Raw genomic sequence first — 22,504 nt, forward strand, 5'->3', positions numbered from 1 at the left:
ACCCCAGAGGCTGAAAATTTCAACTATTGCTATGGTATCGGTCGCTTCTCAGAATTTGTATCTAGAGCGGGTATGAACTGCACAAGACATAAGGACAGGAGGCAGAAGGGTAAAAGTCAACGGTCAACCAGCATCAACGGTTGCCGAGTTATCGCTCTGACGATTAACCATTGACCAGTGACTGCTGACCATTGACTGATGGATGAGTGACTAACAACGTCGATCGAGATGATCAGGAGGCAGTTTCCAACTCATCTTCAAAGAACCAGGTGGCAAACTTATCCTCAAACTGCACAATCATGCCAATATTCTTGCCGTCTAATACTTTGAAACCCTGAACAACTCCAACCTGACCCAGCTTATCAATCACTGACTGAGGGGAGCGATCGCGCAACCGCCGCACACGGACTTTTTGACCGATTTCCATCGTTATTCTTTGCAATCAACTGATAAAACCAAAACTCAGTGTATCAGTGTCTTGGCGTTGTTTGAGTTATTCTGAGAACTTGCAGATAAATTCAGCCACAAAACAATCAGCCATGCTAGCAAAACGAATTTTGCCCTGTTTAGATGTCAAGGCAGGGCGGGTAGTCAAAGGAGTCAATTTCGTCGATTTACGCGATGCAGGCGATCCAGTTGAGTTGGCACAGGCATACAACCAGGCAGGGGCAGATGAATTAGTATTCTTAGACATCACGGCGACCCATGAAGATCGCGACATCATCTTTGATGTGGTCTATCGCACTGCCGAGCAAGTTTTTATCCCTTTAACCGTTGGTGGGGGCATCCAATCCTTAGAAACGATTAAAAAATTGTTAAGAGCCGGAGCCGATAAAGTCAGCATTAACTCAGCCGCTGTTCGTGACCCCGATTTGCTCAATCGAGCCAGCGATCGCTTTGGCAAGCAGTGCATCGTAGTGGCGATCGATGCCCGTCGCCGCACGGATTCAGATAACCCCGGATGGGATGTGTATGTTCGCGGAGGACGCGAAAACACCGGAATTGACGCAATCGAGTGGGCTGTAGAAGTTGAGCAACGTGGTGCCGGAGAGTTGCTCGTCACCAGTATGGATGCAGATGGTACACAGGCCGGATATGACCTGGAATTGACACGGGCGATCGCTGAACGGGTCCAGATCCCCGTAATTGCCTCTGGTGGCGCAGGCAATTGTGACCACATTCGCGCTGCCCTAACCGAAGGCAGAGCCGAAGCCGCTCTTCTCGCGTCCTTACTACACTACGGACAACTCACCGTAGCTGAAATCAAGCATCATCTGACCGATCACAACATTCCTGTCCGAATGACCTAGTACTGCACCACGGTGAATTTGGCAGGAGAGATGTAGATGATTAGAGGAGTAGAGGGATGGCTGGAAGGTAAGTCGGTCGCTCCTCCACTCCTCTACCCCTCCAGTGAATAGGAGAGTCAAAAAAATCTCTTTCTTAAGAGTTCAGGAATAAATCACGACACTTTCCCTGAGAAGCTGTTACAATTGTAAATATTACAATTGGTTACAGACCATTTAAAAATGATCTTTATTTTGCTCGTGGTTGTGGCTCTTGTTGCTTGGGCATTACACCTGATGCAAGAAGCAATTCAAAGCCGTGAATTTTCCCTGATGCTGGCAGGTTTTTTAGTGTCAGTAGCAGCGGCTGCCATGATGGCCGTTTATTTCTTAATGAGTCATTATGTCGGCTACATGACCCAGGCTGCGCAGCAATTTTCTGTTTACAGTCAGCTTGTCGATTCCTCAGAGTGGTCGTCATCGGACGATTGGTGGTCGGAGGATTGGATTGACTCAAATCCTAACCCGCCAGCTCTGTCGTCTCGAATTTAAGATAACGAGATACTCACATTGGGTTAGATAAGGTTTGCCATCGGTCAACTTTAGAAGTACTAGTTAACTCGATGCTAAGGTTATAATTACAACATAATGTTTCCGTAGTTCTATACATTTACTGAGTCTTATCGCTATCGTCATCTCCGTTAGAACTAATAGATTTTGGGACAGTATCCCCAGCTTGATAGATATGAAGAATGGTCAGGGTGGCGCAACTTTCGTAGGAGTGGGCTCTTTTATCACCTCCATCAGGGCTTAATCGATCCATTGCATCAGGAAATGATCTCCTTTCTTCAAGGGTCAGCTAGCGCAGGATGTGAATTCCTGAACTGAGGCAAATTCCTAAAATCTTTTGTTCTAACCTGAATCGGTGACAGCTATAAGCAAGGGCTAATGCAGATAAACTCGATCCCCCTAGGATTAGGAATTGAATAAAATGCAATTTTTGTGGAGGGGTTTGGCAATGCCAAACCCGTGCAGCAAGGAATATGCCCATGTTATTTAATTCACATTTCCAAATAGGGTTCAACCCTTAGCGCAGGGATCAGAGCAGTATGCCGAGGCTCCCGGATGAGATAGTTCCAAAGCATGAGGTAGCTATCAATTCGGACTGGTTTCAACAGATGAAGGCAGATTTACATCTGCTTTAACTTTGAGAGCCGTCTTAAAGTTGAGCTATGTCCTGATCAGTCTCAACTCGGTTTGAACAAGTTATTTATTCAATCGCCAGGCTCTAATTTCAACGTTTAAGAGGGTATTTTGACAGGAATCGATGTTTGAAAAGGAGTAGGTACATTACGGAGTCACTCCCCATAGCCTCCTGGTTTTTAGAAAAAGCAATTCCAAGCCTCTTGATAGTTCCAGATCTGGCTCAAATAAACGCTTGGGTGAACAAAACCAACCGCTCCCCAAACTGAACTGAGAAGAAACTAAAAGAAGCCAAACATTATTACTTTGCACTTATCCTCCTGCCCCCGATAGCTCAACTACCGTTTTGATTTGAAGGAGAAATCGTTGATGGATACCGCCAATCCAGAGCTTGAGAGCATCAACCGCCAATTGATGAGCCTGGAGCGTCCTAAAAAACCTAAAATGCTGGTCGTAGATGATGAGCCAGACAATTTAGACCTTTTGTATCGTACATTTCGACGCGATTTTCAGGTGCTCAGAGCTGAAAGCGGTATTATCGCTTTAGAGATGCTGGCAACCGAAGGTGAGGTTGCGGTTATTATTTCCGATCAACGAATGCCAGAGATGAAAGGCACAGAGTTTTTGAGCAAAACCGTGCCTCAGTTTCCCAACACGATGCGGATCATTCTGACTGGCTTTACAGATGTCGAAGATTTGGTAGAAGCTATCAACTCAGGACAGGTTTACAAATACATCACCAAACCCTGGGATCCTAGCGAACTCAAAATGGTGGTGAAGCGAGCCGCTGAAACCTATGAGTTGTTCAAGCAACGCAGCGAGGAATTGCGTCGAGCACAGGCTCAAACAATGTTGCTCAGTACGATTGTGCAGGTCACACAACAGTCCAATCGGTTGGAATCCTGGTTAGAACCGATCGCCACAGCATTTGGCGAAACCTTTGGTGCGGCTAGTTGCATTTTACAAATCGTGGAAGGAAATACCCTGGGGATCGCTCAAGGTGTCTACAGTATTGATCCCGATATGAAAAACTGGTTGGATCAAGACCCGCTGGTTAAAGAAGCGATCGCCTCCCAAAAAATGCAAGTCTCAGTCAATGTGCCTTCTGACCAAGATCTGGTGAAGGTTCAGCATTATAGTGATGCAGGAGTTCAGGCCCATCTCATTATTCCAATTACTTTTCAACATGAGGTGTTAGCGGTGTTGTCGCTGCAATGGCAGTGCCCCTGCGCTTTACAAGACAATGAATTAACGCTGTTACATCTGTGTGCTCAGCAAGTTGCACTGGCGATCGCGTGTGCTCGTCACACAACTTCCCTGACGTAACAGAGATTTATGGTGTGACAACGACACCACTTCGTAAGATAGGGTTAAAGAGTGATCAATCGGCAACGTGCAGATGGCTTTAGACCCAACTTCAGATCAGATTCAGGCATTATTTAATCGGATTGCTCCTGTCTATGACCAGTTCAACGATTGGCTTAGTCTGGGGCAACATCGCGTTTGGAAACAAATGGCGGTGAAGTGGAGCGGTGCCTACTCTGGTGCGACCTGTCTGGATGTATGTTGCGGTAGTGGAGATTTGGCGAGGCTTTTAGCTCGTCGGGTTGGGCAACAGGGACAGGTGTTTGGGGTTGATTTTGCGGCGGCTCAGTTGGCGATCGCCCAAGACAAAACTCAAAACAGTGTTCAACCTCTCCGTATTTCCTGGGTTGAAGCAGATGCTCTTCATTTACCCTTTGACGACAACTACTTTGATGCTGCCACGATGGGTTATGGGCTACGGAATGTCACGGATATTTTAGCCAGCTTAAAAGAATTGTGGCGAGTTCTCAAACCTAACGCAACGGTGGCGATTTTAGATTTTCATCGCCCCCAAAATCCCTCCCTTCGCTCATTTCAACAATGGTATTTACAAACCGTTGTCGTACCGATGGCTCAACAGTTTGGACTAACTGAAGAATATGCCTACATTAGCCCCAGTCTTGATCGTTTTCCACAGGGATCTGAGCAAGTGCAACTGGCAAAACAAGCTGGATTTCAAACTGTTAAACACTACGCGATCGCGGGAGATATGATGGGCATCTTAGTAGCAACTAAATCACAATAGAAAAGGTCAATCTTTTAAAAGTTCACCTGCTTTGGATCTCTTTACCCTCTGGTCACTTATTGCTCCTCCAGTTATCGGTGGCATCATTGGCTATTTCACCAATGACATTGCCATTCGAATGTTGTTTCGCCCCTATAAAGCGATCTACATTGGCAAGCGCAAACTTCCCTTCACACCGGGTTTGATTCCCAGTAATCAAGAACGGTTAGCGCAACGCATTTCTAATGCCATTATGGGGTCTCTCTTGACTCCCGCAGAACTGCAAAATTTGGCACGCCGATTATTAGCAACCGATCGGATGCAAGCGGCAATTCTGTGGCTACTCAAGTTGGCGATCGAGCAAGTCAAAGAGGATAACCAACAAAAAACCGCCAGGATCTTAGCAGGAATTTTGCAGGATTTCTTAGGGCAATCCTTACCCCGATTGATCAAAGTTTGGGCGAGACGAGAAGATTTTTTAGAAGCACAACTCAACCAAGTCTTTGATCAGGTTTTATTAGAGTTGCAATTAACAGATGCTCAAGCCAATCAATTGTCAGACTGGTTACTTAAAGCTGTTTTACCACCGGATGTGTTGCGACAATCCCTCGTCAACTTTTTGACCGATCGCAACATTCAAATTATCGATGAGGGCTTTCGTGAAAAAACCAGCGGAACTTATTGGGTTGTTGCCAATCTCTTTGGTTTGAGAAACACGTTGATTCGCTTGAGAACCTATTGTTTAGATGAACCAGAAGCGAGTAATGCAGTCTTAGCCGAGTTAATTCGATCGCTGCAAATTCAGGAGCGATTAAAAGAAGTCCTTCAAAATATTTCTCTACAAAATTTGCCTGTCTCCACGGTTCGCCAACTTCGTAAAACAATGCGAGACGCCGTGCGGGGTTACATCCAAATGCGAGGCACTGAAGTACTTCAAGGTTTAAGCAATTCCGTTGATTGGGATCACTTTTCTAACTTACTTCTAAACCGACTGCGCAACTCTACCGCTGTTGCAGATTCTCTAGAGCCAGTCAGCCAGGAGTTAGCTTTAATATTGGAGCGATATTTAGAACGAGATTTAGAGGCGATCGTTGCAAAAGCAATTCCCATTATGAATCTAGATCAAGTGATTATTGATCGCGTTAAAGCGACCTCTCCTCAAGATTTGGAGGCTGCTATTCAAGAAATTGTGCGAAGTGAGTTACAAGCGATCGTCAATCTAGGAGGAGTGCTGGGATTTTTCATTGGTTTACTCCAGGTTGTTGGATTAGCGTTACGAGGAAGCCCAGTTTCCTAATTTTTGATTCAGTGAAAATGCGGTCTGGTCTTGTCATGGTTATGATCACAAAACGTAGATCTACACATGATTCCTCATCTCCCCTCATGTAGGCTAATAAGAGCGAGATAATCTGTCCTTATTCACCAGAGTAATTGCAGGTTCGCCAGAATAGCTTTAGCCTATTTCAACAAGATTCAGGTGTATCAACTGTTCCTCAAAAATATTCCTCTAACGCTTACGGTGCTAATTTTGCTTAGATAAACTGTACTTCTTAAGCACTACATAAACTTCTTCTAACTCTCAAGAAAAATACATCTTGAAAGTCTATTAGTGTTGTTTCATCAAACAAAAGCTTGATCCTTTTGGTACAGTTTTGCTGCAATTTGGTATCACTTATCAACCTCAATCAGGACTTGTTTTGATGTCTACCATAAATGTTTTTCTTCCCACACGCATCCTAAGTTCTGCGAATGCTCCTGATTTATTAAATTGGATTCGTGACTGTCTAGAAAAGAATCGCAATCATTTACTCATCAATCTAAAAAATGTATTGTTCATGGACAGCATCGGTTTAACAGCCCTGATTACTGCCCGAGGAATGGTCTTAGAGGCAGGGGGCAAACTGGGCGTGTGCGGTCTAACGGGTCAAGCTCGTATGCTCTTTGAGATGACCAATATGGAGCGAGTATTTGAGATTTACGAGACAGCAGTTGAGTTTCAGCAAGCGATCGAACAGCTTCGCACAGCTCAGGTAGATGCCGTTCCTTAACAGAAGAGATTGAGGTGGCGATCGCGACCATTCTCGATGAGAGCGAAACCCACCATCTCCCTCCTCCCACATCCCTCTTTGACTGAAAGCCCTAACAGAAACCTGCCTAGCTCTAGGATCGTTTCCCTACCTACTCACTTTGCTGAATATATTGCAAGATGCCATCTGTGATGGCTCCCGCAATCTGGCTACGAGAAGTAGGGCTGCTTAATCGGCGTACGTCTTGCTGTCCTGTGACAAAACCGACTTCTACCAGTGCGGCAGGCATAGAGGTTTGAGTCAGGACGTAAAACCGGGCTTGTTTGACCCCCCGATCATTCATTCCAGTAGCTTGAATCAGGTTGGATTGGATGGCTTGTGCCAGTTGTCGCCCTGCCCCAGATGAATAATAAGTTTCGGCACCATTGGCATTTGAACCACTGGCAGTGGCATTGGCATGAATGCTGACGAATAAATCAGCATTGGCACGTTCGGCAAAGGTGACCCGTGGTTCCAGATCGAGAGTGCGATCGTCGCGACGGGTCATCACGGCCTGGACTCCTTGCCGCTCCAGTAAACTTGCCACTTCTTGAGCGATCGCCAACACGATTTCTTTTTCTTGAATACCGCCAATGCCAATCGCCCCTGGATCTCGACCCCCATGTCCAGGATCAATGACGACTACTCGTCGAGCGATCGGGGTTTGTGGGTTCGGGGTGCCGGGGTTTGCGATGGGTGGCAACGGTTGTGGATTGGTAGGGGGAGTCCATCCGGCAACAGGAATCACCATCGCTTGCAGATTCGCGGCTCGCAGTTGCCGTTCTAGAGCATCGGCAGTGTCACGATTACGAAACAGTCCCGCTTGCATCACGGCCTGACCATTCACTAGAGTGCGGAAGGCTCCGGGAGCGATCGCCCGAACCTGGTCTTGCTGTACGATCGTCTCTGCCTCCACCACAACTCGATAACTCACGGTGGAGGTCGAAGGTTGAGGCGAGGTGACTGGAGGACGATTGGGTGTTGGCGTTGATGGAGGCAACGTAGGACGGGCAATCGGTGTTCCAGATACGGGCACGGTTGGCAGATTCTCAGGTGGAGTGGGAGACACGGTGGTTGGGGGCAGTGCTGGGCTGGGTCGAGTCGCAACTGGAGGTGTCACAGGGGCAGGAGGACGGACAACCGGAGTCGGCACACCACCGTTTCCAGATGCAGAAGCGATCAGCGTCGGCAAATCTTGATTGTGCGTTAAGTAGATGTGAGGCAGAGTTTGGTTGTTATAGACCCGCTTCGTCATGCGCCACCCCGGATTTAGCTCAATCCGGGCAAAGCCATTGGTGTAACCATGAGTTCTCCCGATTTCGAGCGGAGGAGTGTTGCCGCGATGGGACACTGCCATCAGCACCAGATCATCTCCCTGACGCACCACCCGCAGGCTATATTGCAAGCCTAAATCCTCATTGCCCACCCGCAGCGAGTAACCGTTGCTATCAGTGCTGCGATTACAGATTCCAGTAAAGTCAAAATTCAGCAACACTGGATCGATTGTCGTCGGACCGTTGCCTGTCTCATTCCAACAGGCGCGACGATTATTTAACTGCTCCAAAATCAGCAGTTGATGAGATGTACCGCCCACTGGAGCAGCGATCGCCACTAATCGGCTCTGATCCACTTCCCGCTGCTCAAATCTCACGGCGGCAGCAGGTTCCCAAAAACCACTCAGCCCAACTCCAACAGCGGCTAATAAACCCAGCCGCAACCCAACTCCACCTTTCATCGTTAATGCCTATCTAAGTCGCTAATGTATCGTTCGTTGTTATCCACGACGAACCGGAACATTGGGAGTTGCGAGGGTTATTCAGCTTCCTTAACTGGCACAACAGACCTGATTGAAATTAGGACGAATGGGTACTTCAGCCCAATTCATCCCAAGCAAAAAATCCGGCTCAGAGATTGCTCACAGGAGATTTATTAATGTTGATATTTCATGACTTAACCCATGAAAGTCATAAAAATTTCCCCAGGCTTCTAGAAATCTGCCCTAATATGAAATTTGTAAATTATGTGACTGATCATCAGCCCCTCATTTCTTTCGCAATCAGTTTATAAAGAAAAGATCGGTGTTAGAGCCTATCCGAGAACCTCCAAGCATGGTTTTTGAAACTTAGGTAAGGTGGGCATTGCCCACACTACACAAGGAGTCTTCGGATTGATTCTTAGCACTATTTGATAGGTTAGTTACTGCCTCTAAAGTCCTGCCTGTTTAGCAAGATTCTTTAATCTTAAGGAGAAGCCTGTGAGTCCAGAAACGCTCGTCCAACTTCCAAACTTGACTGCTCCCACATCGCCCTATGACTCGGCAGAATTTGACGCCCATGTCATGGCAACCTATGCCCGTTTTCCATTGACTTTAGAGCGAGGCTTGGGGTGTCGAGTTTGGGATGCTGAAGGGCGAGAATACCTGGATTTTGTCGCTGGCATCGCCACTTGCACCCTCGGTCATGCTCACCCTGCCATGATTGAGGCAGTCACCCAGCAAATTCAAAAACTGCACCACGTTTCTAATCTCTACTACATTCGAGAGCAGGGAGATCTGGCGAAGTGGCTGATTGAACACTCCTGCGCCGATCGCGCCTTCTTCTGTAACTCTGGGGCGGAGGCAAACGAGGGAGCCATCAAATTAGCGCGAAAGTACGCTCACACCGTTCTCAAGATTGAGAGTCCGGTGATTTTGACGGCTCATGCCAGCTTCCACGGTCGCACTCTGGCAACGATCACCGCAACGGGGCAACCGAAATATCAAAAGAACTTTGATCCGTTGATGCCGGGGTTCCACTACGTCCCCTACAACGACATTACAGCCATTGAAGAGGCGATCGCCCTATTGGATACCCCCAGTCGTCACGTTGCCGCGATCATGCTGGAGCCATTGCAGGGTGAAGGGGGTGTGCGTCCGGGGGATGTGGCTTACTTCCAACGGGTGCGTCAGATCTGTGATGAAAAAGGCATCCTGCTGATTCTGGATGAAGTTCAAGTGGGAATGGGACGTACGGGACACCAGTGGGGGTATGAGAATTTGGGGATTGAACCCGATATCTTCACCTCTGCGAAAGGATTAGGTGGTGGCATTCCCATTGGGGCGATGCTGTGCAAATCCTTCTGTGATGTATTTCAACCGGGAGATCACGCCAGCACCTTTGGCGGCAATCCCTTTGCCTGCGGTGTTGCGCTCAAAGTTTGCCAAACCCTGGAGCAAGACAACCTGTTAGAGAATGTGCGACAACGGGGTGAGCAGTTGAGAAGTGGACTCAAGGCGATCGCTCAGAAGTATCCCAACCTGATCACGGAAGTGCGGGGATGGGGTCTGATCAACGGATTGGTTTTGAATTCTGACATCGAACTCACGTCTAGCCAGATCGTGAAAGCAGCAATGGATGACGGCTTATTGCTCGTGCCTGCGGGTCCAAAGGTCGTGCGCTTTGTGCCTCCGTTGATTGTCAACGAAGCCGAAATCGACGGGGCATTGCAGGCGATCGAACGGGCATTGGCGGCATTAGGGTAGTCAGTAGTCAGTAGTTGATAGTCAATGGTCAGTAGTCAGTAGTTGATAGTCAATGGTCAATAGTTGATAGTCAATAGTTGATAGTCAATGGTCAATAGTTGATAGTCAATAGTTGATGGTCAATAGTTGATGGTCAACAGTCAATAGTTGATGGTCAACAGTCAATAGTTGATAGTTGATAGTCAATAGTTGAGGTTTGTAGTCGATGAACCACTAACCATTGACCACTGACCACTGACTATTGACTATTGACCACTAACCACTGACCACTGACTATTGACCATTAACCATTAACCATTAACTCACAACAAAATCAACCCCTGACGTGCCCCCAGCGTCACAGCTTCAGTGCGACTAGAGGCACCCAGTTTATTGAAAATAGAGCTGATGTGAAATTTAACCGTGTGTTCTGAAATCGTTAGCCGACGGGCGATCGCCTTATTGCCCAGCCCTTCGGCTAACATGCTCAGCACCTCAATTTCACGGGGAGTCAGGGGTTGATTCGTCGCTGAGGGAAGTGATGATCGCGGTGAGGTTGGAGTCATCGGCAGTGACCCCAAAAATTCTGGATGCAGGACGATTAACCCTGTGGCTACAGCCTCGATCGCGGTGGTGATCTCATCTGCGGTTGCTTCGGCGGGCAAAATGCCCTGGATGCCCGATTGCAGCAGATCGCTCACCCAGGAACTCTGGACGTTATCCACCAGAACGACGATCGCTGGCAGAGCCATCTCGCGTTCTAAAGCTGGCAGAGCCGTTAGGGTTTCATCCTCCTGCAACTCTAGCTCCATCAGCACGACATCCGGTTGCAGCGCATCCAACTGCTCAGCCAGATCACGATGTGTCACACTCCCCACTATTGTTAACACCGCACTTTGCGCCAACACTGTCTCTAGACCCACACGGGCGATCGCTGAGTTCGCTGCAATCAAAACCCTCACTGTCGAGATCATGCAACATCAACCTGGGCTGAGTTCACTAAAACTGTCTTCAGAAATTGATTTACGGCGTGACTGGGAATGGCGATCGCCAACCCATTGATAATCATACTGTTGATGCCAATCACCTCACCCTGTGCGTTTGCCAACGGACCACCTGAATTGCCGGGTGCCAACCGAACATCCGCTCGAATCCAGCCATAGTGATCTGAAGGGCAAATCGTGTGAACAATTCCCGTGGTTAATGCCCCACTCACGCCCCAGGGGTTGCCGACCGCAAGCACCAATTCCCCCACCCGCAAATGCTCAGAGTCCCCAATAACAACAGGGGTGACGGCCGCCTCAACGGTGAGAGCCGCGAGATCGCGTTCTGGGTCACGAGCAACGACCGCTGCTTCCAAACTACGACCATCCCACAACTCAACAACGGCAGTTGATCCTCGGATGACATGGGCATTGGTGATGATCGTGCTGGACTGATTGAGCGGTGAGACGTGCCAGATCACACCCGACCCTGCACCCCATCGTCGTCCCCGCACTTGCACCGTTGAGCAACGAAGGGATTCTGTGACTTCACTCAACGCCTGAGCGATCGCCTGATGGTTAGCACTGAGGTTCATCGCGCCTCCTTCAGGGGACGCTCGCCCACGGTAATGGTGATTTCGGTTAACGTCCCTCCCCGAACAATTTGAGCCGTCAGGGGTTTGCCGACGCGATCGGGGTCAAGCATGGTGTGCACATCACGGACATCGCGGATTGGAGTTTGGTCTAACGCGACCAAAATATCGCCAATCAACACACCTGCGCGATCGGCAGGGGCATCGGGTTCAACGCTGACCACAATCACACCCCCGTCGTGGGACAAGCCCAGAGTCTCTTGCAGGGTTTTGGGCAATTGAACGGGTTGCATTCCCAAGCCCAGATATCCGCGTGCAATCCGTCCCTTTTGCAAAAGCTGGTTGACGACGCGATCAATCGTGCTGGCAGGAATCGTCAGAATGGCTCCACGCGGACCCGCTGTATTAATGCCAATGATTTCTCCTTGAACGGTGACAAGGGGACTGCCCGCAAAGCCGGGGTAGGGTGTGATGTCGGGGCGAATGAACTGGTCGATCTGTCCACCATGCCACGATCGCCAGGTTCCACTCAGGGCACTGACCACCCCCATACAGGCACTGGTGTTGCCTTCATTAGAGCGGGCAATCGCCAACACGATATGTCCCACTTTCAGAGAGGCTGCATCTGCCAGTTCCGCTGTGGGCAGATTGGTTTCCTGAATTTGCAGGATGGCTAGATCGGTGCCGCTATCGCGTGCTACAAGCTGTGCCGGAAGCATGCGCCCATCGGATAGCGTCACAGTAATGTCGTCTTCTCGCTTGACGGTGTGATCGGCAGTTACCACATAGCCCGATCGCCAGTGGATGCCGCTAGATGCCATGCGGTGTCGGGCATTGACCGCAACTACGACTGGAGCAGCATGGGCGATCGCCTCCGCCAATCCATTTGAAAACGCCAATAAGGCACTGGATGATTCAGTTGTAAGGGGCATGTTTGTTCTCCTGACGCTTTCATTGCCGGAAACCATGCGATTTCCTTACTTTTAGAATGACAATTGGTCAGGAGGTTCAACATCAGAGAAATGGGCAGATCCCATCCCGGAAAAATGGCTAGGAGAAATAACGTGTAGGGGCGCGATGCATCGCGCCCCTACACGTTATTTCGGTGTGTTCTGCAATTCAGGTCGTTCTTCAGGAACGATCGCCCCTTCTACAGGGCAGACTTGCAAACAGATACCACAGTCGATGCAGGTCGCAAAATCAATCCAGTACCAATCGGTTCCCTTCGTGTTTTTGCCTGGACCCTCATGAATGCAGGCAACCGGGCAAGCGTCTACACAGTCGGCAACGCCTTCGCATGTATTTGTAACAATCGTATGGGGCACGGTGTTCTTCTCTCAAACAATCGACAGGAGTAGCCAACGATGGCTTCTTCTAGCCTATCAGTTTCATCTCATCTTCACCCGGTTAGCCAATTTGCTCGATTTCAGGCTGACCGTCTGCCTGAATCCAGGCAATTTGGCTGATGTTGCGACGTTGGGCATAGGCTCTAGTCGTTTCAGCATCAGGATGATGGCTGAGATCCACCTCAACTCGCACTAGATTAGTAGACTCTCGAATTTTGTGAGCATAGGCAAACGCCGCAGCCTGTGCCTGGGGGGTTATCGGCACAACCAACCAATGGCTGGGAGGCGTATCAAGAGGTAACCGTCCGGTTGGCAACAGCGTTTGGTGTAGCTCTTCGATATTGAAGACAAAGCCAATACCGGGATGAGTTTCACCCTGGGGATGATATAGCCCCAATAACTGGTCATAGCGTCCACCCTGACCTAACACTCGCTGTCCTGCTGAGCCACTGATCACTTCAAACACAATGCCCGTGTAGTAGTCCAGCGTTTGGATCAGGCTCAAGTCGAGAATCAGCGGAGGCGTTGGACGGGCTTGAGCGGCAGATGTTTCCTCCAACAGCTCAATCAAAGACTTTAGATTATTGACAGCGTTTCGTTGAGTCGCGTCTAAATCCAGTTTTGAAACCCGTTGCAACACATCCGCTGGACGACCCCGCAAGTCAAACAGCAACAGGGCCCGCTCCCGTAACTCATCCGACAATGGCAAGGTTTCCAGCGACAGCCGATCGAGTGTGGCGATCGCCCCCCGCACCTGCTCCCGCACACTTTCTGGAAAGGCAGACAGGAGCGATCGTGTCAGTCCCGCCTCACCCAGGATCAGATACCACGAGTCAAGCTCTAGGGAATTCATGCAATCGCTCAGCAGCAGCAAGACTTCCGCATCAGCGACCACACCGCCACCACCAATTAACTCCACCCCCGCTTGATAAAACTCCTGCTGAGAAGTGTGGCTTCCCTTAGCTGCACGACGAAACACATTGGCGTTGTAGTACAACCGTTGGGGTAAGGTCGCTCCTGCCATTCGAGTTACAGCCGCACGAGCGATCGAAGCCGTCAATTCTGGACGTAACCCCAACGCCTCGTTTTCAATCTCCTGCAACTGAATCACAGTAGATTGTTGCACCGCCCCACCCGCCATTAGTGTATCCATCCGCTCCAGAGTTGACGTGATGATGCGGTGATAACCCCAGCGATGAAAGACATTTTGTAACCGATCTTCAATCCAGCGTTTCTGAGCCACATCCAGAGGCAATAGATCTCTGGCTCCGACTGGAGGTTGATACACCATTATTTCTTTTTCCCGCCAAATAAACCACCAAATAAGCCTCCTCCAGATGAGGTGTTGGGCTTTCCACCCTTGGGATTGGGTTTAGCTCCCTTCGTGGCACTTCCACTGGCTTGTTCACCAGGAGCTTTCCAGTTGGGGTCAAGTGCCTGCAAACCTGTTCGAGCCAACTCATTACTTGAGTTCAGTTTGAATGCCTGATTGAAGTGAACCTTTGCCATCGTGGGTTGTTTGCCCTGGAGATAAATCTGCCCTAAAAATGCATGACCATCACTGGCAAGATCAGTGCATTCAGGAGTTTTATTAGCAAGCTCTAGCCCATCTCGGATTTCTTTGATGGCACCTGTGGAATTTCCTTTTCCCCAAAACTCCTTGCCTCGTCGGTAATACCCTTCAATTAAGTCGCGAGTTTCTCGTCTGGGTGGTGGCCCTGGTGGCGGTGGTGGTGGCGGTGGCCCATCTTGCTTTTTACTAGGATCTTCATAGCTCCTTGGAATTGGTCGTCGATCATCACCTGTTGTTTTCATCAGGTAAATCAGATTCAACTCGCTGATTTGCCCGGTCAACTCCAACGTCTGATCCAGGTGTTCATATTGTTTTGCCGCCAACTCTTTCATTGCCACCCGGTAGGGTTGCTCAATATCCCCACGAGCACTGGCCAAGCGTCGTGCCGACTCACTCACCAACATAACCGTATCTTGCTGCCGAGCCGCTTGCTGTCCTTTGAGTTTGACGAGCAGGAGGTGATCCGTATAATTCTCTTTGTTTGAGAGTTTTTCGTAGGCTGGATTCACCAGTTTTGAGAGAATCTCAGCCGCCCGCTTACGGTCTTCCTCACTTTCAGTTGCATAGCTGTCAGGGTGCAGGCGACGTGCAATCTTGAGATACTGCTTACGAATATCCCCGGGATCAGCATTCACCGGGACTCCCAAAATTGCGTGGTAGTCGGTGCAGTCTAGATTAAAGAGTCCTAGCTCAATTTTGAATGACATTCTGCGTATCTCGCTTAGCTGTCACTGTAATTCTATCTAGTGTACTTTCTGTAGAACCCTTTCGGACAGATGTTTGTCAGAGTTTCACAAGGAATATGGCTCTATTGTCAATCGGGGATTCCCCGAATAGAGAGTAGATTTTTGTAAACACTGCCTCAAATTGAATCCCAAAATCGAGCTCACAGAGGGGTAAATGCTAAAGGTTTAATCTGCCCTAAGGTATGGCTGAGAGCCGTGTGAATGTGTCCATTGGTAGCTAAAATGCGACCCGATTGCAGCACAAACGGACTGTTGTCGTAAGCCGTTACCACCCCACCCGCTTCTTCAACTAAAACGACACCTGCTGCCATATCCCAGGGAGATAGCCCCCGTTCCCAATAGCCATCCAGACGTCCGCAAGCGACATAAGCCAGATCCATTGAGGCAGAGCCACCTCGCCGCACCCCTTGAGTTAAATGGGTGAGATGACAAAATTCAGCGTAATTATTGTCGGAAGTTTCGCGGCGATCGTAAGCGAACCCTGTCACTAATAAACTCTTACTGAGTTCTGAAGTGGTAGAAACACGGATAGGTTGACGATTGCGAGTTGCACCCAAACCCTTGGCAGCCCGAAACAGCTCTTGAAGAGACGGATTGTAGACAACGCCTACTTGCGGGATACCCTCAATTAACAAGCCGATGGACACCGCGTAAAAAGGATACTGATGGGCAAAATTGGTGGTTCCATCTAAGGGGTCGATCGCCCAGAGGTAGGTTGCAGTGGCATCACCTGATCGCCCTGATTCTTCTGCTAAGATAGCATGCCCCGGAAAGTGGCGTTTAATAACAGTGAGAATGGCATGTTCTGCGGCTTTATCCGCTTCTGTCACCAAATCACCGGGTCGTCCCTTCTCAATAATATTGTCTAGCTTTCCCCAATAGCTTTGTAGAATGGCTCCTCCAGTCAATGCTGCTTCGGTGGCAATGTCCAGAAATGGGTGCAGGTGGTCGGGTGAAAGAGACGTCATAGAAAAAATACTTTTATGGGTCAGTGGTGCGAAATTCTTGCGGCATCTGTCGCATGGGATGCTCTGCGTTCCAGATGCCAATCCCCATAAGCCGGGCTTTCTCCTGGGCGTTGATGAGCCGCTGTTCATATCGCAAATTGGGCGATCGCGATGACGCTAGTACAACCCCTTCTGCAACAAGCTGTTCATTCAACAGCACTCCATTTTTCCAGACGTAGGCTAATTTAAGCACTGAACCACTATCAGTAGCAGCTTCTGGCTCCACATCGGTTTCTAAAATCACCACCGAGTCATCGCCCAACAGAGTTTGCAATCGCTCTTTCGCCTGACTATACCAGGGTTCCTGCTTCTGGGCAGGCGTCTCAATACCCAACAGACGAACTCGTTCGGCTTGCTGGTTGGCAGGGTTGATCACTTCAATCGTTTGACCACTCACCACCCGCGCCACCCGTACTGACATGGAGCCAGGACGCAATGAGGCATCTCCTCCAAAAAGGCTGGCAGGTTGGCATCCCCACAAAAAGATAACTAAACTCACGATGACCCAGATTCGCCGTGCCCACAGCCCACTCAAGCCCCTACTCTTCATCGAGTGGCAATCCTTTACGCACCTTACCCTTCCCAAAATAACGCCCAAATTGCAGCTCGTACACTTCATCTTCATCTTGAGTTGCAACTTCTAGATCAGAGCGGGGGTAGCTGACACATAACAGGGCGTATCCCTCTGCCTGTAGCTCACGGGAGAGACCCATCGCCTCCGGTTGGTAAATCTCACCTGAGATGATACGCACCGCACAACTAGTACAAGCACCATTCCGACAGGAAAACGGTAGCTCGACTCCTTGCTGCTCAGCCGTTTGCAGAATGTAGCGATCTGAAGGGACTTGAATGACAGAAAGAGTGTCAGTACGGCGATCGCAAATTTTTACAGTGTAAACATCAGTCATAGTCAATGTGTGGGTGATCCAATGCCTCGCAACCCCACCAAAACGGATCACCTTGTAGGACTGCAAATACCAGGATAAAGGATTTGAGTGGTATCTGCGCCTACGAAACTATTCCAGGCACAGCGACTCCTTTACAAAACGCGCCCAGCCTGGAAACGATTGGAACCTTCTTGGCGCATTTTTATAGTTGGTTATAGTTGGTTCTTTGTGTGCCTGGTACTATCTCTTCTTCCTTGGTTCATCCCAATCGCTGTTTGCTTTCTTTTATTCCTCATCATCCATACCCTTCTCCTGATGCTTCAGATTTAAGAATTTTTCGTTCAATCCTCGATTTAACGGTTAAAATCTGGCTGCAAAGGGGGAACCCTTTGAGGAGAAAATTCATCAATGCTTTACAGCATTGGTTACGGTATTCCCACCAGGATTTTGGGATTATCCACAGCGTTAATAAGGTCGGATCTAGGGTTGGAGCTATGAGAATCATTAACGGGGTCATAACCACACTCGGCATTGCAGTGACTCTAATAGGAGCACCGAGCATCGCAACAGCGCAGAACCCTTTGCCAGAAGCATCTCCGTCGGAGTCAACGGCACCAGAAGCTACTTCACCAGTAGCACCTGAAGCAGAGGCACCTTTGCCAACAACCACTCCAACAGACGCGACGGCAGCACAGGCAACAGAAGCCTACGCCGATGGCGTTGAAAACCTGGAAGAGCGAGATTATAACGATGCGATCGCGGATTTTGATGAAGCGATTAGAGCCAATCCCTCCTTGGCAAACGCCTATCTCTATCGTGGTGTAGCACGGGCAGCAACAGGTGACCAGGCAGGGGCGATCGCAGATTACAACCAGGCTCTAGAGCTTGACCCAACCGCTATGGATGCCTATTTCCATCGGGGCGTAGCGCACTACAGTTTAGGCGACAGTGCTCAAGCAATGGCAGATTTTGACCAGGCGATCGCAAGCAATACTAATAATGCGGCTGCCTATTTCTATCGCGGTGTGTTGCACTACAACGGGGGCAATCAAGACAGTGCCACAACTGACTTTAATCAAGCGATTCAACTCAAGCCCGACTACGCCGAAGCCTATCTACATCGTGGGGTAATTCGCGCTGCCCAATCCGACCCTCAGGGGGCGATCGCGGATTTTGATCGCGCGGTTGAAATTCGCCCTAACTACGCCGCAGCTTACCTCAATCGAGGCAGCACTCAATTCACACTAGGAAACCGTGAAGCTGCCCTCGAAGACTTCAACCAGGCAGTACGTTTTAACGACGACTCAGCGGTCGCCTATTTTAACCGGGGTTTTATTCTCAGTACCTTGGGCAATCGTCAACGCGCCGTGGATGATTTCAGCCAGGCGATCGAGTTGCAACCTGACTACGCTCAAGCCTACTTCAGTCGGGGTGTGGTTCAGGCTTCTCTTGGCAACACTGAGAATGCTCTGAGTGACTTCAATCAAGCGATCGCCATTGACCCCGATTACGCAGAGGCATATAAACACCGTGGCGATTTATTAGCGGATAGTGAGAACTATCGTGAGGCGATCGAGGACTACAGTAATGCCTTAGAAATCCGCTCTGATTATGCTGAGGCTTACTCGGCTCGTGCCGATGCCAGGGTTGCTTTAGGAGACACGAGTGGAGCTGATCAAGATCTCACCCGTGCCATTTCCTTTAACCCTGGGAATGCTCAAGCCTTTAGCGAACGCGGCGACATTCGTTCAGAATTGGGCGATCCGCAAGGGGCACTCTCTGATTACAGTCGGGCGATCGAGATGAACCCCAACGATGCCGATGCCCATTACAATCGTGGGTTGCTACGGGCAGAGCTTGGCAACCGCCAGTCTGCACTGGAAGATTTTCGTCGTGCTGCCGAACTCTACATGCAAATGGGTTCTGCTCAGGGCTATCGCAACGCCCTGGCTGAAATCAACCGATTGCGTTAGAACTTAACCCCTCGATACCGGGTTTGTCGTCGCAGCCGATAGTATTCAGCAAACCGTGGAATATCTCCGCGATGCCCCATCACGATCACCGTATCTCCCTCTAGCAAAGGGGTTTGATGCTCGGGATGGATGATGTTTCTGCCATCGGCTCGACGCAATGCCACAACGATAAACGTCCCCTTACCCTGAATTTCAAGGTCGCTGATAATCCCCCCAATGAGGGGTGAGCCTTTAGCAATAGCAAGTTCATCAATCTGCACATCAATCTGAGCTAACAACTCATTCAAATTGCTACGCCCATCATTCGGGTCGAGCAGATCGAGTGCAGCGGGATGGGTAATCATGTGCGCCATCCGCAATGCCCCGATCGCTGCTGGGAGAACGACATGATCGGCTCCTGCCTGTTTTAGTTTCTTCTCTGTGCTGGGGAACTCACCTCGCGCCAAGATCACTAAACTTGGATTCAACCCCCGTGCGGTCAGCGTGATAAACACATTCAACGCATCTTCTGACAAGACAGTTGCCAATACCTTGGCACGACGAATTCCCGCTGTCTCTAGCACTACTTCATCGGTTGCATCCCCCGTCAACACCAGATAGCCAAGTGTCTCAGCTTCAGCAATGCGATCGACATTGTTATCAATGACGACAAATGACTGCCCCGTCTCTCGCATTTGGCGTGACAGAATCTGTCCCATGCGCCCAAAGCCACAAATCACCACATGCTGTTGCAGCGTTTCAATCTCTCGCATCATTCGTCTCGCATCCAGTGCCCGATTAATTTCACCCTCTGTCACCATTTGAATGAATCCCCCCACGATATACACCGCTGATGACGTTCCTGCCACAATCACCAAAATGGTAAACACTCTCAACGCAGGAGAGACAATTGGTCTAACCTCGCCATAGCCCACCCCAAACACTGTAATCACCACCATATAGACGGCATCCAGGAGCGACCACCCTGCCATCATGTAACCTGCTACTGCAATGATGATCGTGAGGGAAAAGACAAGCGTGCCAAAGAGAATGCGGCGGAACGATTGATGCATACAGAAATGCTCATCAGCAGGGGGTAATCCTAAACATAGCTGTATCTCAAACCTGCATCTGTATTAGAAGGCGAACTTACATCAGAAGTCGAAATAGATGTAGGGGGGCATCTCATTGGGTGCCAATAACCAGGCTGCAAATAGACAAATCGGCACCAGCACAATCTTAATGGGGAGATTCAGTTGCAACTTAAACCCTCGCTGAATCGTATAAGCAATTCCCATCGCCACCATCACACCCGCTAACAAGACCGCAATGTGCGATCGCTCCATATTCAACGTTTCCACGTAAATCTTCTGGGCAAACTGGATGTCTCCTACATGCCCCCAGAGGCGTTGCACCATCAACCCTGAATCCCGGAAGTCAGGCAAGCGAAAGAAAATCCAGGCAAAGAAGACGCTGACTTGAGTCACTAACCAGGCGATCGCAACTCCTGGAACAGTCTTCCAAAATTGCTTTAAAGGTGTCCACTGGTTCGATAGGGAATCGGTCAACCGATGAATCACCAAAAATAGACCGTGTAATCCCCCCCACACCACAAACCCCCAAGCGGCTCCATGCCAAATACCTGCAATCAGCATGACAATCAACAGGTTCAGGCAAGTTCTCACCAATCCTTGACGCGACCCACCCAATGGGAAATAGAGGTAATTCCGCAACCAGTCCCCCAGGGTCATGTGCCATCGTCGCCAAAAATCAGCAATACTGGTTGTCAAATAGGGAAAGTTAAAGTTTTGCGGTAACTCAATTCCCAACAGCAACGCACTGCCACGAGCTACATCCACATACCCACTAAAGTCCAGGTAAAGCTGTAGACCATAGGCAAAGGTTGCTAACCATAAGTCGCCACTGCCCGCCCGCTCTAAATTGTCAAAACTGAGATTAACCAGGGTCGCCAAATGATCTGCTAGCAGAAGTTTCTTAACTGCACCGGAGGCGATCAACCACAATCCTTCAACAATCTGAGCAGCGGCTGGAAACTGTAGGCTTTGAAATTGAGCCGCTAAAGGATGAAAGCGAGTAATTGGACCTGAAATCAACTTGGCAAAAAACAGCTTATAGGCTGAAAACTTCAGCAAATCATAAGTTGCTGGGGCACCGCGATAGACATCAATTAAATAAGCAATACACTCAAAACAGAAGAAGCTGATTCCCAACGGGGCAATTAGTTGCTGACCGACCCACTCCGCGTTCGCCTGCATCGCAGGCAGTTGAAACAGTACTCCTACAGATGACAGCAAAAAAGGAACGTACTTAAACCCCAGCAGTAATAGAACATTGAGGACAATTCCAACAATTAACAGTTTGAGGCGGCGACGTCCCCAATCCTGTTGAGCAAATTCCCAATTCTCGTTCTCAATGCGCCAGTCCACCGGAGCACTCAGCGCAATACCTAAGCGAAACGTGATGAACATCATCACGAGCAACAACGGGATGTACTGAATTTGTAAGGAACTGTAGAAAACGAGGCTGGCAAGCAAGAGGATGCCCAGTTTGAGCGATCGCCTCTCGACAGACCAATACACACCCAGCACACTGAGCAAAAACAGCCCATAAATAATTGATAGAAACGCCATGCCTAGCTGAGACGGGAAGATTAAACGAAGCTTGCAGGAATCTTACACTCTACACCCCTGATCGATCACAATCCTCCAGAATTTACACATCAAAGAGCAGGCCTCATCTGACGCTGCTCATTATTAAGCTAGATTGCTTAAAACCATCAGAGCGAACCCTTAGAAATGAAGCTAGCTCTGTTATAGTTGCGAATTGTAACGTTGCTCCATCACGCCAAATCGTTTAAAAATAAGGCTTTCATGCCTTACTGCCAGATTTGGCTACAGCCGAACCCTCAAAAAGTTTACAAAACTTCGTAAACATTCTTGAAAAAAAACCTGAGAGCCATTATATTAATTGTTACGTAAGGTTTACTTGCGCATACATTTTTTAATTCATTACTTCACTGGACTCATTACCTATGACAACCGTACTTCAGAAGCGCGAGAGCGCAAATCTGTGGGAGCAGTTCTGTCAGTGGGTTACTAGCACCGACAACCGCCTGTATGTAGGCTGGTTCGGCGTGTTGATGATCCCCACACTGCTGGCTGCAACCATCTGCTTCATCATTGCCTTCGTTGCTGCACCTCCTGTAGACATCGATGGTATCCGTGAGCCTGTATCTGGTTCTCTCATGTATGGC

The 22,504-nt window shown here is 49.2% G+C and carries 21 protein-coding genes and 1 pseudogene; 9 read left to right on the forward strand and 13 right to left on the reverse strand.

What is annotated here, in order from left to right:
- Positions 1-232: 232 nt before the first annotated feature.
- Positions 233-427, reverse strand: coding sequence for a cytochrome b6f subunit PetP (gene petP / locus H6G89_RS30960; RefSeq protein WP_190513876.1), 195 nt, complete (start codon positions 425-427; stop codon positions 233-235).
- 112 nt (positions 428-539) lie between these two features.
- Here petP and hisF point away from each other — a divergent pair, with 112 nt between their 5' ends.
- The 6 genes from hisF to H6G89_RS30990 all read left to right on the forward strand — a co-directional run bounded on the left by hisF (position 540) and on the right by H6G89_RS30990 (position 6,626).
- Positions 540-1,310 (forward strand): imidazole glycerol phosphate synthase subunit HisF, encoded by a 771-nt coding sequence (hisF, locus tag H6G89_RS30965; protein ID WP_190513877.1) that lies wholly within the window; start codon positions 540-542, stop codon positions 1,308-1,310.
- A gap of 243 nt (positions 1,311-1,553) precedes the next feature.
- Positions 1,554-1,838 (forward strand): hypothetical protein, encoded by a 285-nt coding sequence (locus H6G89_RS36310; RefSeq protein WP_309230138.1) that lies wholly within the window; start codon positions 1,554-1,556, stop codon positions 1,836-1,838.
- A 1,020-nt stretch (positions 1,839-2,858) separates the two neighbouring features.
- Positions 2,859-3,815 (forward strand): response regulator, encoded by a 957-nt coding sequence (locus H6G89_RS30975; RefSeq protein ID WP_190513878.1) that lies wholly within the window; start codon positions 2,859-2,861, stop codon positions 3,813-3,815.
- Positions 3,816-3,888: 73 nt separating this feature from the next.
- Positions 3,889-4,599: a bifunctional demethylmenaquinone methyltransferase/2-methoxy-6-polyprenyl-1,4-benzoquinol methylase UbiE gene (gene ubiE, locus H6G89_RS30980; protein WP_190513879.1), complete on the forward strand. Its 711-nt coding sequence runs from the start codon at positions 3,889-3,891 to the stop codon at positions 4,597-4,599.
- Positions 4,600-4,630: 31 nt separating this feature from the next.
- A complete protein-coding gene (locus tag H6G89_RS30985; protein ID WP_190513880.1) occupies positions 4,631-5,875 on the forward strand; it encodes a DUF445 domain-containing protein in 1,245 nt (414 codons plus the stop codon).
- Positions 5,876-6,278: 403 nt separating this feature from the next.
- A complete protein-coding gene (locus H6G89_RS30990) occupies positions 6,279-6,626 on the forward strand; it encodes an STAS domain-containing protein (protein ID WP_190513881.1) in 348 nt (115 codons plus the stop codon).
- A 130-nt stretch (positions 6,627-6,756) separates the two neighbouring features.
- Here the strand turns inward: H6G89_RS30990 and H6G89_RS30995 are convergent, their stop codons facing one another.
- Positions 6,757-8,379, reverse strand: a complete 1,623-nt coding sequence (locus H6G89_RS30995; protein WP_242060201.1) for a DUF3747 domain-containing protein — start codon at positions 8,377-8,379, stop codon at positions 6,757-6,759.
- Between the two features lie 519 nt (positions 8,380-8,898).
- Here H6G89_RS30995 and H6G89_RS31000 point away from each other — a divergent pair.
- Positions 8,899-10,164 (forward strand): aspartate aminotransferase family protein, encoded by a 1,266-nt coding sequence (locus H6G89_RS31000; RefSeq protein WP_190513882.1) that lies wholly within the window; start codon positions 8,899-8,901, stop codon positions 10,162-10,164.
- 302 nt (positions 10,165-10,466) lie between these two features.
- Here H6G89_RS31000 and H6G89_RS31005 read toward each other — a convergent pair whose 3' ends face one another.
- The 9 genes from H6G89_RS31005 to H6G89_RS31045 all read right to left on the reverse strand — a co-directional run bounded on the left by H6G89_RS31005 (position 10,467) and on the right by H6G89_RS31045 (position 17,299).
- Positions 10,467-11,117 (reverse strand): response regulator transcription factor, encoded by a 651-nt coding sequence (locus H6G89_RS31005; protein WP_199337029.1) that lies wholly within the window; start codon positions 11,115-11,117, stop codon positions 10,467-10,469.
- Positions 11,114-11,722, reverse strand: coding sequence for a S1C family serine protease (locus H6G89_RS31010; protein ID WP_190513883.1), 609 nt, complete (start codon positions 11,720-11,722; stop codon positions 11,114-11,116). The genes H6G89_RS31005 and H6G89_RS31010 overlap by 4 nt, the downstream gene beginning before the upstream one ends.
- A complete protein-coding gene (locus tag H6G89_RS31015) occupies positions 11,719-12,651 on the reverse strand; it encodes a S1C family serine protease (protein ID WP_190513884.1) in 933 nt (310 codons plus the stop codon). Before H6G89_RS31015 ends, H6G89_RS31010 begins: the two co-directional genes overlap by 4 nt.
- Positions 12,652-12,816: 165 nt before the next feature.
- The gene (locus tag H6G89_RS31020) at positions 12,817-13,044 is read right to left on the reverse strand and encodes an indolepyruvate ferredoxin oxidoreductase subunit alpha (protein ID WP_190513885.1); all 228 of its coding nucleotides are present in this window, start codon (positions 13,042-13,044) and stop codon (positions 12,817-12,819) included.
- Positions 13,045-13,126: 82 nt separating this feature from the next.
- Complete coding sequence (locus H6G89_RS31025; protein ID WP_190513886.1) at positions 13,127-14,356, reverse strand: ATP phosphoribosyltransferase regulatory subunit; 1,230 nt, start codon at positions 14,354-14,356, stop codon at positions 13,127-13,129.
- Entirely contained in the window at positions 14,356-15,345 is a 990-nt protein-coding gene (locus tag H6G89_RS31030; protein WP_190513887.1) for a J domain-containing protein, read from the reverse strand. Before H6G89_RS31030 ends, H6G89_RS31025 begins: the two co-directional genes overlap by 1 nt.
- Before the next feature lie 179 nt (positions 15,346-15,524).
- A complete protein-coding gene (locus tag H6G89_RS31035; RefSeq protein ID WP_190513888.1) occupies positions 15,525-16,352 on the reverse strand; it encodes an inositol monophosphatase family protein in 828 nt (275 codons plus the stop codon).
- Between the two features lie 13 nt (positions 16,353-16,365).
- Complete coding sequence (locus H6G89_RS31040; RefSeq protein WP_190513889.1) at positions 16,366-16,941, reverse strand: thermonuclease family protein; 576 nt, start codon at positions 16,939-16,941, stop codon at positions 16,366-16,368.
- Entirely contained in the window at positions 16,931-17,299 is a 369-nt protein-coding gene (locus H6G89_RS31045) for a 2Fe-2S iron-sulfur cluster-binding protein (RefSeq protein ID WP_190513890.1), read from the reverse strand. Before H6G89_RS31045 ends, H6G89_RS31040 begins: the two co-directional genes overlap by 11 nt.
- Positions 17,300-17,772: 473 nt before the next feature.
- Here H6G89_RS31045 and H6G89_RS31050 point away from each other — a divergent pair, with 473 nt between their 5' ends.
- A complete protein-coding gene (locus H6G89_RS31050; RefSeq protein WP_190513891.1) occupies positions 17,773-19,251 on the forward strand; it encodes a tetratricopeptide repeat protein in 1,479 nt (492 codons plus the stop codon).
- Here the strand turns inward: H6G89_RS31050 and H6G89_RS31055 are convergent.
- A complete protein-coding gene (locus tag H6G89_RS31055) occupies positions 19,248-20,303 on the reverse strand; it encodes a potassium channel family protein (RefSeq protein WP_190513892.1) in 1,056 nt (351 codons plus the stop codon). The two genes, H6G89_RS31050 and H6G89_RS31055, sit on opposite strands and share 4 nt — an antisense overlap.
- An 81-nt stretch (positions 20,304-20,384) precedes the next feature.
- A complete protein-coding gene (locus H6G89_RS31060; protein ID WP_190513893.1) occupies positions 20,385-21,881 on the reverse strand; it encodes an MBOAT family O-acyltransferase in 1,497 nt (498 codons plus the stop codon).
- A 401-nt stretch (positions 21,882-22,282) separates the two neighbouring features.
- Here H6G89_RS31060 and H6G89_RS31065 point away from each other — a divergent pair.
- Positions 22,283-22,504 (forward strand): annotated as a pseudogene (locus H6G89_RS31065) (photosystem II q(b) protein); the annotation flags it as partial.

The sequence above is a fragment of the Oscillatoria sp. FACHB-1407 genome, assembly GCF_014697545.1.
Lineage (GTDB): Bacteria > Cyanobacteriota > Cyanobacteriia > Elainellales > Elainellaceae > FACHB-1407.

Coding starts and splice junctions, on each gene's coding strand:
- petP (WP_190513876.1), bottom strand. CDS start 427: ATGGAAATCGGTCAAAAAGTCCGTGTGCGGCGGTTGCGCGATCGCTCC.
- hisF (WP_190513877.1), top strand. CDS start 540: ATGCTAGCAAAACGAATTTTGCCCTGTTTAGATGTCAAGGCAGGGCGG.
- H6G89_RS30975 (WP_190513878.1), top strand. CDS start 2,859: ATGGATACCGCCAATCCAGAGCTTGAGAGCATCAACCGCCAATTGATG.
- ubiE (WP_190513879.1), top strand. CDS start 3,889: ATGGCTTTAGACCCAACTTCAGATCAGATTCAGGCATTATTTAATCGG.
- H6G89_RS30990 (WP_190513881.1), top strand. CDS start 6,279: ATGTCTACCATAAATGTTTTTCTTCCCACACGCATCCTAAGTTCTGCG.
- H6G89_RS30995 (WP_242060201.1), bottom strand. CDS start 8,379: ATGAAAGGTGGAGTTGGGTTGCGGCTGGGTTTATTAGCCGCTGTTGGA.
- H6G89_RS31005 (WP_199337029.1), bottom strand. CDS start 11,117: ATGATCTCGACAGTGAGGGTTTTGATTGCAGCGAACTCAGCGATCGCC.
- H6G89_RS31010 (WP_190513883.1), bottom strand. CDS start 11,722: ATGAACCTCAGTGCTAACCATCAGGCGATCGCTCAGGCGTTGAGTGAA.
- H6G89_RS31015 (WP_190513884.1), bottom strand. CDS start 12,651: ATGCCCCTTACAACTGAATCATCCAGTGCCTTATTGGCGTTTTCAAAT.
- H6G89_RS31025 (WP_190513886.1), bottom strand. CDS start 14,356: ATGGTGTATCAACCTCCAGTCGGAGCCAGAGATCTATTGCCTCTGGAT.
- H6G89_RS31030 (WP_190513887.1), bottom strand. CDS start 15,345: ATGTCATTCAAAATTGAGCTAGGACTCTTTAATCTAGACTGCACCGAC.
- H6G89_RS31035 (WP_190513888.1), bottom strand. CDS start 16,352: ATGACGTCTCTTTCACCCGACCACCTGCACCCATTTCTGGACATTGCC.
- H6G89_RS31040 (WP_190513889.1), bottom strand. CDS start 16,941: ATGAAGAGTAGGGGCTTGAGTGGGCTGTGGGCACGGCGAATCTGGGTC.
- H6G89_RS31045 (WP_190513890.1), bottom strand. CDS start 17,299: ATGACTGATGTTTACACTGTAAAAATTTGCGATCGCCGTACTGACACT.
- H6G89_RS31050 (WP_190513891.1), top strand. CDS start 17,773: ATGAGAATCATTAACGGGGTCATAACCACACTCGGCATTGCAGTGACT.
- H6G89_RS31055 (WP_190513892.1), bottom strand. CDS start 20,303: ATGCATCAATCGTTCCGCCGCATTCTCTTTGGCACGCTTGTCTTTTCC.
- H6G89_RS31060 (WP_190513893.1), bottom strand. CDS start 21,881: ATGGCGTTTCTATCAATTATTTATGGGCTGTTTTTGCTCAGTGTGCTG.